This is a genomic window from Flavobacterium sp. UMI-01 (assembly GCF_019656315.1).
Lineage (GTDB): Bacteria > Bacteroidota > Bacteroidia > Flavobacteriales > Flavobacteriaceae > Flavobacterium.
The window spans coordinates 83,487-98,706 of sequence record NZ_BPLU01000006.1; the positions used below are offsets into that span (position 1 = coordinate 83,487).

Below are 15,220 nucleotides of genomic sequence, written 5' to 3' on the forward strand. Positions count from 1 at the left end.
AAATAAAAAAATTCTAGTAACCTCATATTTAGACCACAATTGTCTGAACCCCACAAGAACGTGATAAAACTTCAACCTTATTCTTTTAAGTATTGTAAATAATAGACAAAGTTTCATTACAAAACACAAACTTTATTTAAAATTAAAAGACACTGTTTAAAACTTCTAAATTTTAATTTATCTTTGAGGGAATAAAAAATTTGAACTTATGAATTTTAAATCACGTAATCCATTTTTAAACAATAAATCTTTTACTGCCACATCGAGAGCAGAACAAGTGCATCAAGCAACTGTAATAGGGCAAGACCAAGAAATGACACTGTCAGGAACTATCAATAAAACCGCATTGTTATTCTTATTGTTAACAGCATCTGCTATGGTGATTTGGTGGATGGCATTTAATGGAATGAACCCTATTTTACCTGCAATTGGTGGCGCTGTTGTAGGATTGGTATTGGTGGTTATTTCGGCTTTTAAACCACAATATTCTGGATATTTAGCTCCTGGTTATGCCTTATTTGAAGGTTTATTTATAGGAGGAATTTCAGCAATCTTTGAAGCACAATACCCTGGAATTGTAATCCAAGCTGTTGGCGCAACTTTTGCTACCTTTCTAGTGTGTTTAGGTTTATACAAATACCAAATTGTTAAGGTAACCGAACAATTCAAATCAGTAGTAATAGCTGCTACATTCGCTATAGCGACTTATTATCTTATTTCGTGGTTGGTTTCATTATTTACGAGCTTTCAGCCTGTACATTATGGCAACTCGATGATGAGTATCGGGATAAGTGTTTTTGTCATAATTGTAGCCGCATTGAACATCTTCTTAGATTTTGACCGAATTGAAAAAGGAGTTCAGGAAAAAATGCCAAAATACATGGAATGGTTTGGCGCCATGGGATTAATGATTACGCTAGTGTGGTTGTATATTGAATTCCTGCGATTATTATCTAAACTTTCTAGTAAAGACTAATCCAAACAAAACTGCATAAAAAAATCCTTCTTTTCAGAAGGATTTTTTTATGCTATAAAGGTTTGTGGTAATCATACTTTTTTAACGTACAATAACACCATCTACAAATAGAATAGGTACTTCTTCAAAATGTCCTTCGTTGATCGAATTAGCTTTAAAGACAAATTTTTTATCATACAACGTATTACCAATAAAATAGGTAACCATAAATTCATTATTAAGTGCAAGTACACTTTTCTCTACTAATTCTACTTTGGCAACAGACACTGCTGGCACTTTTACGAAGGCATGACGCAATAATGATGTTTTTTTCATTTCACCTTCAATGGTACCAAAGGCTTTAGAAACCACCATGACACTTTCAATATCAAAATCACTATCGTTTACCAAATACACATACCACACTTTATCCATAAAATCGTCATTCCATTCTTGGACTGCCGCTAGGAATACATTTTCTACTTCAGGGATGGTAATGTCTTTTTTCATTTTTTTTAGGTTCTGAGATGCTGAGGTTGTGAAACACTAAGTAGCTTAGAATCTTAGCATCTTTCACAAATTATATTGAACTTTTAAATTGCTCTAGGAATCGCACGTCATTTTCATAAAACATACGAATATCACCTATTTGATACAATAACATCGCGATACGCTCAACCCCCATACCAAAAGCAAAACCGTTGTACTCATCAGGGTTGATACCACAATTTTTAAGTACATTAGGATCTACCATTCCGCATCCGCCAATCTCTAACCAACCAGTACCTTTGGTAATACGGTAATCGGTTTCGGTTTTCAAGCCCCAGTAAATATCAATTTCGGCACTTGGCTCTGTAAACGGGAAATACGAAGGACGCAAACGTATTTTAGACTTCCCAAACATTTCTTTAGTAAAATACAATAAGGTTTGTTTTAAATCGGCAAATGAAACCTCTTTGTCTATGTATAACCCTTCTACTTGGTGAAAAATACAATGCGAACGTGCAGATACTGCTTCATTTCGAAAAACTCGTCCTGGTGAAATAGTACGGATAGGCGGTTTATTATCTTCCATATAACGTACTTGCACTGATGAAGTATGTGTACGTAATAAAATATCTGGATTGGTCTGAATGAAAAACGTATCCTGCATATCACGTGCTGGATGGTATTCGGGCAGGTTCAAAGCGGTAAAATTATGCCAATCATCCTCAATTTCTGGCCCTTCGGATACATTAAATCCTATGGTTGAAAAAATATCAATAATTTGGTTTTTTACGATAGAAATAGGATGGCGAGACCCAATGATAATAGGCTCTCCCGAGCGAGTCAAATCTCCATATACTCCTTTTGCTTCCTCTTTGCTTTCAAGCGTTTCTTGGATGGTTTTTACTTTTTCCTCTGCGGTCGTTTTGAGTAAGTTTATCACTTGCCCAAATTCCTTTTTCTGCTCGTTAGGCACGTTTTTAAATTCTGCAAAAAGATCTTTTAAAAGGCCTTTACTACCAATAAATTTAATACGAAATGCTTCTAGTTCAGCAGGATTTTGTGTCGAAAAAGCTTCCGCTTCACCAATATATTCTTTTATCTTATCTATCATTTTCATTCCAATAATTGAGTTGGCAAATTTAGGAAAAAGTTATTTGTTTTGAGTTATCAGCAAGGTGTTATTTGTTAAGCAGTAAAAAGGAATATGCTTAGCTTACACCCTCAGGTTTTCCTCTAAGTCAAGAAATAACCTCGCGTTCCAAAAAATAATTCACTATTGCCTCTTTCATCAATACAGATTGCTCACCTGCTTTGAGCGGAGGCAATTGCTCTTTGACTTTGTAATGTGGCCAACCTTCCTCATCAAAAAAATCAAATTCATAATAACCATACGGCTCAAGTAAACGACAAATTGCGATATGCATTAGGTTTAATTTTTCGTCTTTTTTGAATTCACGGTGTAGTTTCCCCAATTCTTGTACACCAATTAAATAAATAATGGCGTCTAAATCCAAATCTTCGCCTTGCGAAAATTGGTCTGACAATATTCTCACAAGCTGTTCCCAGCGTTCTTTTAGTAGTATATCTCTTGACATCTGTATTTGTATTGTTGAGTCCCTTTTTTCAGAACGTAAATCTAAAATAGCAGGAATTTATTTTTTCTAGCAAAGATAACAAGTTGGCCAGCATTCGTTTTATAATCCGAAGGTTATTTTTCTAATTGGGTACACTCCCAAAAAAAGACCTCGTTTGATTTGTATTCCTACAGCCCTTTTGCCTCAAACTATGAAGTTTTCCTCATCTGGCTAGGACAACAGGTTGCGTCTCTAATGCAAAACCCACAAAACTTTATATATTTGCTCCTTTTTAAAATACGGAATTTATGGGCTTTTTGGATATCGTTTTAGGAGGATTATTACTTTATGGTTTGTTCAAGGGTATCAAAAATGGGCTTTTCGTTGAGCTCGCTTCCTTTATATCGCTACTTTTAGGCATTTATTTGGCAATACAATTTTCATTTATCATCCGCGAAATACTTTCTAGTGTTTTTCCTTGGTCACCAAAATCAATCGAAATTGTAGCCTTTGCGCTCACGTTTATCGGAGTGGTAATTGGGGTGCATCTTCTTGCAAAAGTGTTTACCAGCCTGATGAGTTTTGCTTTTTTAGGATGGGTAAATCGTCTTGCAGGTGGTTTTTTTAGTGTGTTAAAAACCATTTTGATTCTGAGTGTGGCATTTAATCTTTTTCACAAAATCAACTTCAACAATTGGCTTGTAAAACAAGAAACTTTTGATAATTCAACATTTTACAATCCTATCCAGAAAGTATCGCAATTTGTGTTTCCAAAACTAGAAACTTGGTACGAAGGAGTCAAAGCAAAAGCTACTCATCCCAAACCCGAAGTTCCCAATCAAGAATAACACCTTAAAAAATATCCATGTCAATTTTTATTTGACTTCTTTTATTGCACGACTCTCAATCCAACCTTCAGTGCCATCTGTCAGCTGAATTTTTTTCCAATTAGATACGGTTTCCATAACATAAACCTTTGTCCCTTCATGTAAAACCATCGCAGTCGTACTAGCTTTTTGAGGTTCACTATAAACCTCAGCAATAGCAGCAAATACAATAGCTGGTTTTTCGTTTTCAAAATGACTCTTTTCAAATAATGCAGCAGATACACTAACTAAAACAGCCAACAAGAAAAAAAACATTCCATAAAAATAGGCTCTTTTGGTCAACGTAATTTGTGAAAAGTAATAACCTAAAAAGCATAACAAAAATACGGTTGCAAAAACTACTGCCATCCACGCCCAGGTGTTGTAATGGTATATTCCTGTGAAATCTCGAAGCAATTTGGCAAAACCTACCTTGGGTACCTCTTTAATTTCATCAATAGTTTTCTTTTGTGCAAATTTCAAATTATTAAGCACATCTTCATTCTCTGGATGTAGGACTAACGCTTTTTCATAATTGTAAATCGCCGGCGCCACTTGATTTAGTTTATAGTAACAATTTCCTAAATTAAAATATACCTCCGCTGATTGCTGTTTGTTTTGAAGAATACTTTCATAAGCTGCAATTGCTTCTTTATATTTCCCTTTTTGATACAAATCATTTCCTTTCTCAAAATTTCCTTGGGCAAGGGTAATTTGGGTAATTACTAGTACTATGATATAAAAAATGTTTTTCATAACCCCAGGGGTATAATTGTATTTAATAAGTATATTTTTTTATCTCTTAAGCCTTCACACGATGGAGAATCACCATCTCATCGATTAGATACCGTTCTTAAATTTAACCTATCTGCTTCTCTAAATCAGCAATAATCAATACCGCTTTATTAAAATCATCTTGAATTGTAGCACTCGATGATGGAGCATATCGAGCAAATTCACAATTTTCAGTAAGATTAATAAAATCCGTTACCACCTCTGGTTTGGCTCCTTTGTTTAACAATATTTCTCGAATATTTTCCTTACTCATTTCAGATGTTTCAATATGCAACTTGGCTTTCAAGAAATTGTGCATCGCTTTTTCGAGCGCCACATAAAATGGTTCTTTATTGGCCAATTGTTTTTTAGCCTCTGATAAATATTTCTTAGCCAATCTGTTGTTGGCTTTGATTCGGTTTCCAAATACGTCGCTATCAATTGCTTCTTTTTTCTTTTTGGCCAAAACAATGATAGGCAATAACAAGAAAGGCATGAACAACAGACTATAGAATAAATTAGATCCTAGAAAATCTTCTTCATTTGCTGGAACCAACTCCGTTTTTGTTTTTATGTATTTGAATTGATTAGGTACAATTACTTGTTGTTTATTGCTACCATTATCAGCGGTTCGTGTATCTGTAGGACCATCCAATACATCAATCGTGATTTCGGGTGAACTAATGGTTTTATACGTTTTGGTACCCAAATCAAAATAGCTAAACTGAATTGGCTTGATAGGATAACTTCCTTTGTATTGAGGCACAATCGTATAACTGTCCGAAATAGTACCTGTCATCCCTGACAAAGGTGTTTCTACTTTTTCATTATGAACCGCATCATACATTTCGAGGGCATTAGGCACCACTGGTTTAGGCAGAGTAAATAATTTCATATTCCCTTTCCCAGTTACACTTACCACTAAATCCAAACTTTCGCCGTTTTTTAAACTGGTTTTTGAAGGCGTTACTTTGAAATCAAACTTTCCTACCGCTCCAGTAAAATCAGCTGGTTTTCCTGCTTCTGGCAGTGGTTTTACATTAATGGTTTTACTCCCCGCCGAAACGCGTTTGTTGCCTTCGGTGATTAACATTCGTCCAAAAATATCTCTTCGGTTGGTAGGCAATTGTACATCAATATCCAATGACAATGGTTCTATGGCAAGTTTTCCTGATTTTTGAGGATACAACACCGTTTTTCGCAATACGACATAGCGGTATTTTTCACCCTTAAACTGTCCTTCTTCTGCTACTAACTGTTTGATATCGATGTTTTGAGACCAAAAATTATTATAAGTAGGTTTATTGAGTTCACGCCAATTGGTGATACCAACATTATAACTAAAATACAACTTATAAACGACCGTGATGGGTTCATTGATATAAGGACTTCCATTAGAGATATCAGCCACCAAATAAATATTATTATCTGCCGAAACCGTCACATCACTTGGGTCGCCTTGTTGTTGCACAGCATCAGTAACTTGAATCTTGACAGGCAATGATTTATATACTTTACCATCATATTCAATTGTTGCTGACTTGATTACGATTGTTCCTTTATGATTGGGAACTAAATAATAAGAATACATTTTTTCGAATGAACTGCGCCCATTAACCCAAGATTGGCTCACTTGTTGGCTTGGTCCAGCAATAACTTTGAATCCGTCAAATGAAGGTTCATTGAAATTATCCCCGTCAAAATTCATGTAAAAATCAATACGCAGTCTCTCGTTCAACCCAAGCGAATTTTTACTCACTCGAGCTTCAAACTGAACTTGAGCCCAAATGGCTTGAGAAATAAAAAATACTACTAATACAATCCTTTTCATTTTACTATCTAATCAATGGTTTCATTTTCATTTTTGGGCTTACCAATCTTTATCTGTATCGACTGGTTTTCCTTTTACTTTATTAGCGTTTACTTTATTTTGAATTTTTTTCTCTTCGTTGTTTACCGCATCTAATAAATTTTCTAAACGTTCTTTCGAAATTCCTCCGGGATTGGGTTTGGGCTGATTATCCTTTGGATTATCTCCTTTGTTTGGATCATTTTTATCTTTATCGCCGTCTTTTTTATCCTTGTCCTTATCGTTGTTTTTATTGTCGTCTTTGTTCTTGTCCTTGTTGTCTTTGTTATCCTTATTTTTATCCTTGTCTTTGTCTTTATCCTTATTCTTGTTTTTATCGTCGTTCTTAGGTGGATTTTCTTTTAACAACTTTTTGGCTAAAGCATAATTGTATCGGGTTTCCTCATCAGAAGGATTGTTGCGAAGTGCATTTTTATATGCCTCAACGGCTTGTGTATAATCCTTCTCCTTCATGAATACATTCCCAAGATTATGGAAAGCCTTGTGTTTTTGAGTACGGGTTTTGGCTTTTTCAATCGCTTTAGCATAAGCATACTTAGCCTCTGATGCTTGGTTTTGCCTGTAAATAGCATTCCCTAAATTGTAATTGGCTGCGGCTTTGTTATTGTATTTAGCATTCGATATACGATAATTGGCCTCGGCTTCTACAAAATTCTTTTCGGCATATTCTTCATTCGCTTGAGGCAAAATATTGTCTTTTTCTTGGGCATACGCCCCCACTCCCAAGAATGGGAATAAAACAAATACTATTTTATAAACTCTTTTCATTATCCTTTTTTTTACTTCCTTAGGTATTAAGGACGACGCTCTTCATTAAATAAATTCAACTTTTTCACCCAACTTGTTTTTCTTTCTAGCAAGAAAACATCAACAAATAACAATACAAAAGCAAAGCCCAAAAACCACTGAAACTGAGATTGAAATTCGGCCATTTGTGTGGCTTCAAACTCTGTTTTTTGAATTGTATCAAGGGTGTTTTTTATGTATTCCATCACCTCCTTGGTATTGTTCCCATTTACGTAACTGCCTTTTGTAGCTTTGGCAATGGTTTCAAGACTCTGTGGATTCAATTTAGTCACCACCACTTCGCCTTCTTTATCTCTTTGGTACCCTTCGATAACACCATTCCTTTTAAGCGGAATTGTGGCGCCTTTTTCAGTCCCTACCCCAATAGTTATGATTCGCATTCCTTGTTTATTGGCTTCTTCGGCGGCAGCAAGTGCACCATCCGAATGATCTTCACCATCTGATATCAAGATGAGCAACTTACTTGTTTTACTCTTCTCGTCAAAATAAGTTGCCGATAACTGAATCGCTTCGTCCAAAGAGGTTCCCTTGGAAGAAACCATATCAGGGCTCATGGTTTGCAAAAACATTTTGGCCACACCATAATCGGTAGTAATCGGCAAGACCGGGAAAGCACTACCCGCATACGCAACAATACCAATGCGGTCATTTCCCAATTGGCTAATAATTTGCGATACCAATTGTTTACTTTTTTCTAAACGACTCGGAGCAATATCTTCTGCCAACATACTTTTGGAAACATCCATGGCAAAAACAATATCAATCCCCTCTCGTTTTACAGTTTCCATCTTGGTTCCTATTTTGGGGTCCACCAATGCTAAAATCAATCCCAATAATGCTAATAACATTACAATTAATTTTAAAACAGGCTTAAAAACCGAACGTTCAGGACTTAAAAGATGAATCGCCTCTACCGAGCCAAATTCCTTTTGTTTTTTTCTTTTCCAATACATATTGTACAAGAAAACAGCCACCATTAACGGCAACAAAAAAAGTAAGTATAAATATTTGCGTTCGTCTAATTCCATAATTGTTTCAATTCCAAAAAAATAAAATTTTAAATTCTCTGTTTTAGTGTTTCGGATTTAAAATTTTGGTTTTTTATTTTAAATAAAGCTTCTGTACACTGTGTTTCGCAATCCAATTTCAATCAACAACAGCAAGCCTGCAAATAGGACAAAACCTCTAAATTTTTCATCATAATCATAAAACTTGAGTTCTTCAATCTCTGTAGTTTCTAATTTATTAATTTCATCATAGATGGCAGCTAGTTTGCTATTGCTAGTAGCTCTAAAATATTTTCCATCCGTTTTCTTGGCGATGGATTGCATCAAGCGTTCATCAATTTCAACTTTCATCATTTGGAACAAAATTTCCCCATTAGCCGCTTGAGCATACGGAAATTCAGCCATTCCATTAGTCCCAATACCGATGGTATAAACTTTAATTCCGTATTGTTTAGCAATATCCGCAGCAGTTTCTGGTTCTATAAAACCGGCATTATTGACACCATCGGTCAAAAGAATAATTACTTTACTCTTTGCTTTACTGTCTTTCAAACGATTAACGGCTGTTGCCAATCCCATTCCAATCCCTGTTCCATCTTGCAAAACTTGGTCATACCTAATGCTTTTGATTGCTTCTAGCACCACCGCTTTATCACTGGTGACAGGCGTTTTGGTATAGGCTTCAGAAGCATATACCACTAGACCTATACGGTCGTTAGGACGATTAGAAGCAAAATCCGCCGCTACCTCTTTTAGACCTTCCATACGATTAGGCTTTAAATCTTTGGCAAGCATACTTCCTGACACATCTATAGCCATTACGATATCAATCCCTTTGGTTGTTTTTGTTTGGTTACTAATATCGACTGTTCGAGGTCGGGCCAAGGCAATAATTAAAGAACACAATGCCAAAATACGCAACACCCCTAAATATGGCTTGCATTTTACTAAAAACGAAGTCTTGTGTTTGAATCCCTTGGTAGAACTGATTTTTAAAGTGGCATTTTGATGTTTTCTTTTCCAAAATAACCAAGCAATAGCCAAAGGTATAAGTAGCAACAACCAAAAAAATTCTGGATTTAAAAACGTTATCTTTTCCATTAGTTATTAAGTTGTTTTAATTCGACCGAGTGCAATACTCTTTCCACGATTTCATTAGCATAATGATCTCCCTCTTCGTGCATAATCATAAGCTGTTGCAAACCTCCGTCTTGACTAAACAATACAATTTCGTAAAACATCTTTTGACTACTCTTGGTGTTTTCGTCTATTTTGACAAATGTTCCATAGGCTTTCACTCCTTTTATTCCTTCCGCTGTTTCAAAATCTTCTTGTTTGACAATCATATTTTGTGCCCCCTGAGATTCAATAGTAGCCACAGTTACCTCAATGGATTTATTCAAATCGATTTGCATCTCTTGTTTGTATTTGAAAGTAGAAACCATCAAATAAAAATTATCAATAAAACTACCATAACCAAAGGATTGCATTTCTTTGATTAAAGCTAGTCCTTCTTTAGGTAAGGATTTTGTTAAATCCATTCGTTTTAAAACCCTAGGCGTTTCAATAATAACCGATGGATTTCCATATTCACTTTTAATCCATTCACCCTCTAACAACTCTTTGGTTTCATGACCTAAAATGGTATCTTTCACATAAGTAAATCCATACCTAGCGATACTAAAAAGCAGGGTCGCTATAATGAAAAAACATACTGAAGCCACAGCAATTGTGATGCGTTTTTTGCGTTGCTTTTCCAGTTGTTGCTGAATTTGTTTTTGACGTTGCATCTCGTTTAACATCAATTCTTCTTCCTGAGGAACATTTACCGGAATGGATTTATCAAGTACTACAATGGCTTTTTGAATTTTATTTCGGTCTTCTGTAATTTCAAATTCTAAAGGTTTTGACTTCGCAAATTTTACCAAGTCAGCCTGTTTTAAAACGCGTTCCAAATCGTCAATTGTTTCCTGCGAAAGCTTCATTTTCTTTTTCATAGAAGCTACTTTCAAAGCAGCAATCAATTCAGAAGTAGTGCTTTCCATAGCTGGAATTTCAATCGCTTCTTCAATGTAATTTCGAGCAATATCGGTCAACTCGCTATAATATTCTTTGACTTCTCCTTTTTGCCAAAGCTCTTTTTGCTCCAACGAATTCATCAATTGTGTCGCTCTCTCTATAGGGGTTTTATAGACTTCTTGTTCGATTTTTTTCTTTTGGTATTTTTTAGTGAACCAATACACCCCTGCGCCAATAGCCCCCAGAATAACTAACCCCAAAAGGTATTTCCACCAATTCCCGATGGGTTTTTCAACCGCGACAATGTCCTTGATGTCATACATTTTTTGTTTTAACGTATCAACCTGTACATTGGCTACCTCAACTGCAATCGAATCACTCCAATAAAGTTTGTTATTGATAAGGACTTTTACACTAGGAACCACATACCTCCCTGAGTCAAATTGTGTCAAACCGTACTTTTTAATAAGCTCATAGCGATCGTCTTTTTTTACGGTATCAATCGGATAAGAGCGAATTACTTCTAAAGGACCAAAATTTTTCAAATTAGGGAACTGTACCTTTGATAAAGTATCAACAGAAGTTTTAATAGTCAATTTAAACTCGGCTCCTATTTTATTTTTTGTGGTATCAATACTAGTTTCAACTCGCTTTTGTTGACCAAAAACAAAGGCTGAAAAAAAAAGAAATATGTAAAATATATGTTTCATTTTAAAATTTAGATGAAAAAAACTTAATGGTTTTCGATTGCTGATGGAGTAAATTAAAAATTCAATCAATAGAACTGCATCCTAATTTGTTCTTAATAAGTCGTTTTTAAAATTAATTCAATAATAATCTTTATTACCTCGACTTAAAGTACCCCAATAATTTAGTTACATAACTTTCATCAACTCTTGTGTTAACAATTCCGGAACCCGATTTCCTAAACGTTTCTTTAAAATAATTGAATTGCTCTTGATAATATTTTTCATAATTCAATCGTACCGTTTTGGAACTAGTATCTACAACAATTGTTTCTCCAGTTTCGGCGTCTGTCATTTCGACCATACCCAGATTAGGCATTTTTTCTTCACGAATATCATAGACGCGAATTCCCGTGATGTCGTGCTTTTTAGAAGCAATTTTAAGCGTATGCTCATAATCTGATACCATAAAATCTGACATCAAGAATACAATAGCTTTCTTTTTTTGAGTACTAGACAAAAATTTTAAGGCTTGTGCCAAATCTGTTTTTTGACTTTGTGGTTGGAATTCGATAAGCTCTCTAATGATACGCAACACATGCGAACGTCCTTTTTTAGGAGGAATATACAATTCGATTTGGTCCGAAAACAAAATCAATCCTATTTTATCGTTGTTTTGAGTAGCCGAAAAAGCCATAGTAGCCGCAATTTCGGTAATGATGTCTTTTTTAAATTCTTTATTGGAGCCAAAACTTTCTGAACCCGAAATATCTACCATCAACATCATGGTCAATTCTCTTTCTTCTTCAAAAACTTTCACATGGGCTTCATTGTAACGAGCGGTAACATTCCAGTCAATGGAACGAATGTCGTCCCCGTATTGGTACTGTCGTACTTCACTAAAGGTCATTCCACGTCCTTTGAAAGAAGTATGGTATTCACCCGAAAAGATGTGATCACTCAATCTTCGGGTCTTGATTTCAATTTTCCGTACTTTTTTTAAAAGGTCTTTTGTATCCATTCTTTATAGTGTTCAGTATTCAGTTAATTAGTGTTCCGTTGTCCAGTTTCATTTGAAACTGAATACTTAAGAGCTGTTCACTGACTACTAAATTACGGTACTTCTACTTCGTTTACAATTTTGTTAATGATATCTACAGAAGTTACATTTTCGGCTTCTGCTTCATAAGTAATACCAATTCTGTGACGTAAAACATCATGAACTACCGCACGAACATCTTCAGGAATCACATACCCGCGACGTTTGATAAAGGCATAACATTTGGCAGCATTTGCTAGGTTAATACTTCCACGTGGAGAGGAACCAAAACTGATTAAAGGTTTTAATTCTGCTAATTTGTATTTTTCAGGATAACGGGTAGCAAAAATGATATCAAGAATGTATTTCTCGATTTTTTCGTCCATATACACTTCACGTACTGCTTCTTGAGCACGCAAAATTTGCTCAATAGAAACAACAGGATTTACTTTTTCGTATGCCCCTTTTAAATTTTGACGTATAACTAGTCGCTCTTCATCCATTTTAGGATAATCGATAACCGTTTTTAACATAAAACGATCTACTTGAGCTTCTGGCAATTGATATGTCCCTTCTTGTTCAACAGGGTTTTGGGTTGCTAAAACCAAGAATGGTTTTTCCAGTTTAAAAGTAGTATCACCAATAGTCACTTGTTTTTCTTGCATGGCTTCCAGTAAAGCCGATTGCACTTTGGCAGGGGCACGGTTTATCTCATCGGCCAGCACAAAATTGGCAAAAATAGGTCCTTTTTTAATTGAAAACTCATTTTGCTTAATGTTGTAAATCATCGTTCCTACTACATCCGCAGGCAATAAATCAGGGGTAAATTGAATACGGCTAAAAGAACCATGCACTGCTTGCGAAAGTGTATTAATCGCTAAGGTCTTGGCTAGACCAGGTACTCCTTCTAAAAGGATATGACCTTGTCCTAATAAACCAATAAGCAAACGTTCCACCATGTGTTTTTGTCCCACAATTACTTTATTCATCTCCATGGTAAGAAGGTCTATAAAAGCACTTTCTCTTTCAATTTTTTCATTAATCGCTCTAATGTCTAAAGTCGCTGTATTTTCTTCCATTATCATATTTATTAAAACCTTGTGATTACTGCATTCATTTTGGTAGTGCAAATTGAATTTTTTTTTAAAGGAAAGATGTTAAAAAATGGTTAAAACTTATGCGAAACCTCTAATTTTAAGGACGAATTATGATACAATTTCCATAATTTTAAGAACTTTAAGAATTAGTCTTCTAAAAAGCGATTGACTCGTTTTTTTTTGAAAAAACATAGCTTCAAACACATTCTAAGTAACACAATTTAAACCGATTAGAAACTACCATTTGTTTTTCACCCTTTAACCAAAGAACAGACCTTATTTTGTTACCGAATCTTCTTTGGGTTAATCCTTACCTTCGCATTTACTATAGCATTATGATATTTACTTACCCATGAACAAAACAGCATTCATAACAGGCGCCACTAGCGGCATTGGCAAAGCTACAGCACAACTTTTGGCCAAACACAATTACCGTCTTATTTTGTGTGGCAGACGGAAAGACCGATTAGAGACATTAGAAAAAGAACTGCAAACTTACACCGAGGTGTACTGCCTCTCCTTTGATGTTAGTGACAAAAAATCGGTAGTTGAAAACGTCGCTTCTTTACCCGAATCATTTTCAAAAATTGACATTTTGATTAATAATGCTGGAAATGCGCATGGGCTAGACCCCATTCAAGAAGGAAATTTAGAGGATTGGGAAAACATGATTGACAGTAACCTCAAAGGATTACTATATGTTTCTAAAGCTATTATCCCTAAAATGATAGCTCAAAAATCAGGACATATCATCAACATTGGTTCTACAGCTGCCAAAGTAGTTTATCCTAATGGAAATGTCTATTGTGCGACCAAACACGCAGTTGATGCACTCAATAAAGCCATGAAAATGGATTTAAATCCTTACGGAATACGTGTGGGAGCCATTCATCCTGGACTAGTTGAAACTGAATTTAGTGCCGTTCGTTTTAAAGGCAACACGGATAAAGCTGCACAAGTGTACAAAGGCTTTGCCCCATTGAAAGCTGCCGATATCGCGGATATTATTCATTTTGTACTCTCTCGACCTTATCATGTTAATATTTCGGATTTGGTTGTAATGTGCACCGCTCAAGGTTCGCCTACTCTAATTCAACGCGAGGAATAATTTTAAACCTAAAAAAACCTGTAAGCTACTCTAAATTAAACTAAAGAGTCGATTACAGGTTTTAATTTAAAAATTGGTAGATGTGATTTTTAGTTTGATCACTAAGCAAAATTTTATTCGAAACTGACAACCCCAATATTGGTGATTTCGCCATTGACAACCATGACATCCTCAATAACAAGAGGTGTTTTCCCTGAAGCTACTTCAGGAGTTAAAGTTAACCTATAAGTTCCTGCTGGTACACCATACAATTGAAACATTCCTTGTTCATTAGCGTAAGCCGAAATAGTTTCATTTCCTACTTCGACGGAGGCTACTACCTGAAAACCTTCGAGAATTGGATTGATTTTCCCTTTGATACTCCCTGAAGTTGCCGTACTAGAAATGGTTATCACGGGGTGTAAGTTGTATTTACCCGAATTTCCCGCCTTAACAATAGATTTATCAACATTAAAATCCATCATTAATTCATAAGTAATTCCAGGTACCAATGTTTCGTTTATTTTTAATTTCAAACCAGATTGCTGTCCACTAGGTGTACTAAGCGGATACACTTGCCCTCCTTTTTTGATGGTATTATTGGTTCCAAGAACTAATCGCAACTGTCCTAAATACCCCGAAGGCACTTGACCTTCAGCAACCAACAGACTCACCCCTCCTGTAAAATCTAATAAATTATAAATTCCTCTATCGATATTAGATAAACTCACCCAGCCCCTCGTTTCATCAGGATCTGTATTCGTTTTCATCATCACATCCACTACCTCGATATTAACTTCTTCATAATCTCCAGGAGCGTCTGTCAAACGGACCATAATTTTTGACGTATCTGCTGTTTCGTTGCTATTTTCACAATTGGTAAAACACAAAATGATGAATGTAATTGCAAAAACACTTATGAGCATTTTTTTTATCTTTTTCATAGCATT

The 15,220-nt window shown here is 35.4% G+C and carries 15 protein-coding genes; 3 read left to right on the forward strand and 12 right to left on the reverse strand.

Features of this window, described 5'->3' with window-relative positions; translation table 11 throughout:
- Window positions 1–208: 208 nt before the first annotated feature.
- Window positions 209–976, forward strand: a complete 768-nt coding sequence (locus K5R64_RS02705; protein ID WP_220760619.1) for a Bax inhibitor-1/YccA family protein — start codon at window positions 209–211, stop codon at window positions 974–976.
- Window positions 977–1,057: 81 nt separating this feature from the next.
- Here the strand turns inward: K5R64_RS02705 and K5R64_RS02710 are convergent, their stop codons facing one another.
- The 3 genes from K5R64_RS02710 to K5R64_RS02720 all read right to left on the reverse strand — a co-directional run bounded on the left by K5R64_RS02710 (window position 1,058) and on the right by K5R64_RS02720 (window position 3,039).
- Window positions 1,058–1,465: a hypothetical protein gene (locus K5R64_RS02710; RefSeq protein WP_220760621.1), complete on the reverse strand. Its 408-nt coding sequence runs from the start codon at window positions 1,463–1,465 to the stop codon at window positions 1,058–1,060.
- A gap of 70 nt (window positions 1,466–1,535) precedes the next feature.
- On the reverse strand, window positions 1,536–2,555 hold the full coding sequence (gene pheS, locus K5R64_RS02715) for a phenylalanine--tRNA ligase subunit alpha (RefSeq protein ID WP_220760623.1): 1,020 nt from the start codon (window positions 2,553–2,555) through the stop codon (window positions 1,536–1,538).
- Window positions 2,556–2,682: 127 nt separating this feature from the next.
- Complete coding sequence (locus K5R64_RS02720; protein ID WP_220760625.1) at window positions 2,683–3,039, reverse strand: hypothetical protein; 357 nt, start codon at window positions 3,037–3,039, stop codon at window positions 2,683–2,685.
- Window positions 3,040–3,326: 287 nt separating this feature from the next.
- Between K5R64_RS02720 and K5R64_RS02725 the strand changes: the two genes are divergently transcribed.
- Entirely contained in the window at window positions 3,327–3,866 is a 540-nt protein-coding gene (locus tag K5R64_RS02725) for a CvpA family protein (protein WP_220760627.1), read from the forward strand.
- Between the two features lie 27 nt (window positions 3,867–3,893).
- On the opposite strand, the gene K5R64_RS02730 is transcribed toward K5R64_RS02725, so the two are convergent.
- The 8 genes from K5R64_RS02730 to K5R64_RS02765 form a co-directional block, all read right to left on the reverse strand.
- The gene (locus K5R64_RS02730; RefSeq protein WP_220760629.1) at window positions 3,894–4,640 is read right to left on the reverse strand and encodes a tetratricopeptide repeat protein; all 747 of its coding nucleotides are present in this window, start codon (window positions 4,638–4,640) and stop codon (window positions 3,894–3,896) included.
- Window positions 4,641–4,743: 103 nt separating this feature from the next.
- Complete coding sequence (locus K5R64_RS02735; RefSeq protein ID WP_220760631.1) at window positions 4,744–6,489, reverse strand: BatD family protein; 1,746 nt, start codon at window positions 6,487–6,489, stop codon at window positions 4,744–4,746.
- A gap of 39 nt (window positions 6,490–6,528) precedes the next feature.
- A complete protein-coding gene (locus K5R64_RS02740; RefSeq protein ID WP_220760633.1) occupies window positions 6,529–7,296 on the reverse strand; it encodes a tetratricopeptide repeat protein in 768 nt (255 codons plus the stop codon).
- Between the two features lie 26 nt (window positions 7,297–7,322).
- Window positions 7,323–8,363: a VWA domain-containing protein gene (locus tag K5R64_RS02745; RefSeq protein ID WP_220760635.1), complete on the reverse strand. Its 1,041-nt coding sequence runs from the start codon at window positions 8,361–8,363 to the stop codon at window positions 7,323–7,325.
- 78 nt (window positions 8,364–8,441) lie between these two features.
- Window positions 8,442–9,443: a VWA domain-containing protein gene (locus K5R64_RS02750; protein WP_220760637.1), complete on the reverse strand. Its 1,002-nt coding sequence runs from the start codon at window positions 9,441–9,443 to the stop codon at window positions 8,442–8,444.
- Window positions 9,443–11,071 (reverse strand): hypothetical protein, encoded by a 1,629-nt coding sequence (locus K5R64_RS02755; protein WP_220760639.1) that lies wholly within the window; start codon window positions 11,069–11,071, stop codon window positions 9,443–9,445. The genes K5R64_RS02750 and K5R64_RS02755 overlap by 1 nt, the downstream gene beginning before the upstream one ends.
- 133 nt (window positions 11,072–11,204) lie before the next feature.
- Entirely contained in the window at window positions 11,205–12,068 is an 864-nt protein-coding gene (locus K5R64_RS02760) for a DUF58 domain-containing protein (RefSeq protein ID WP_220760641.1), read from the reverse strand.
- Window positions 12,069–12,160: 92 nt separating this feature from the next.
- Window positions 12,161–13,165 carry a MoxR family ATPase gene (locus K5R64_RS02765; protein WP_220760643.1) on the reverse strand — a complete coding sequence of 335 codons (1,005 nt, stop codon included), beginning with the start codon at window positions 13,163–13,165 and terminating at the stop codon, window positions 12,161–12,163.
- A gap of 370 nt (window positions 13,166–13,535) precedes the next feature.
- Here K5R64_RS02765 and K5R64_RS02770 point away from each other — a divergent pair, with 370 nt between their 5' ends.
- On the forward strand, window positions 13,536–14,291 hold the full coding sequence (locus K5R64_RS02770) for an SDR family NAD(P)-dependent oxidoreductase (protein ID WP_220760646.1): 756 nt from the start codon (window positions 13,536–13,538) through the stop codon (window positions 14,289–14,291).
- Between the two features lie 113 nt (window positions 14,292–14,404).
- On the opposite strand, the gene K5R64_RS02775 is transcribed toward K5R64_RS02770, so the two are convergent.
- A complete protein-coding gene (locus tag K5R64_RS02775) occupies window positions 14,405–15,214 on the reverse strand; it encodes a DUF4382 domain-containing protein (RefSeq protein WP_220760647.1) in 810 nt (269 codons plus the stop codon).
- Window positions 15,215–15,220: the final 6 nt, after the last annotated feature.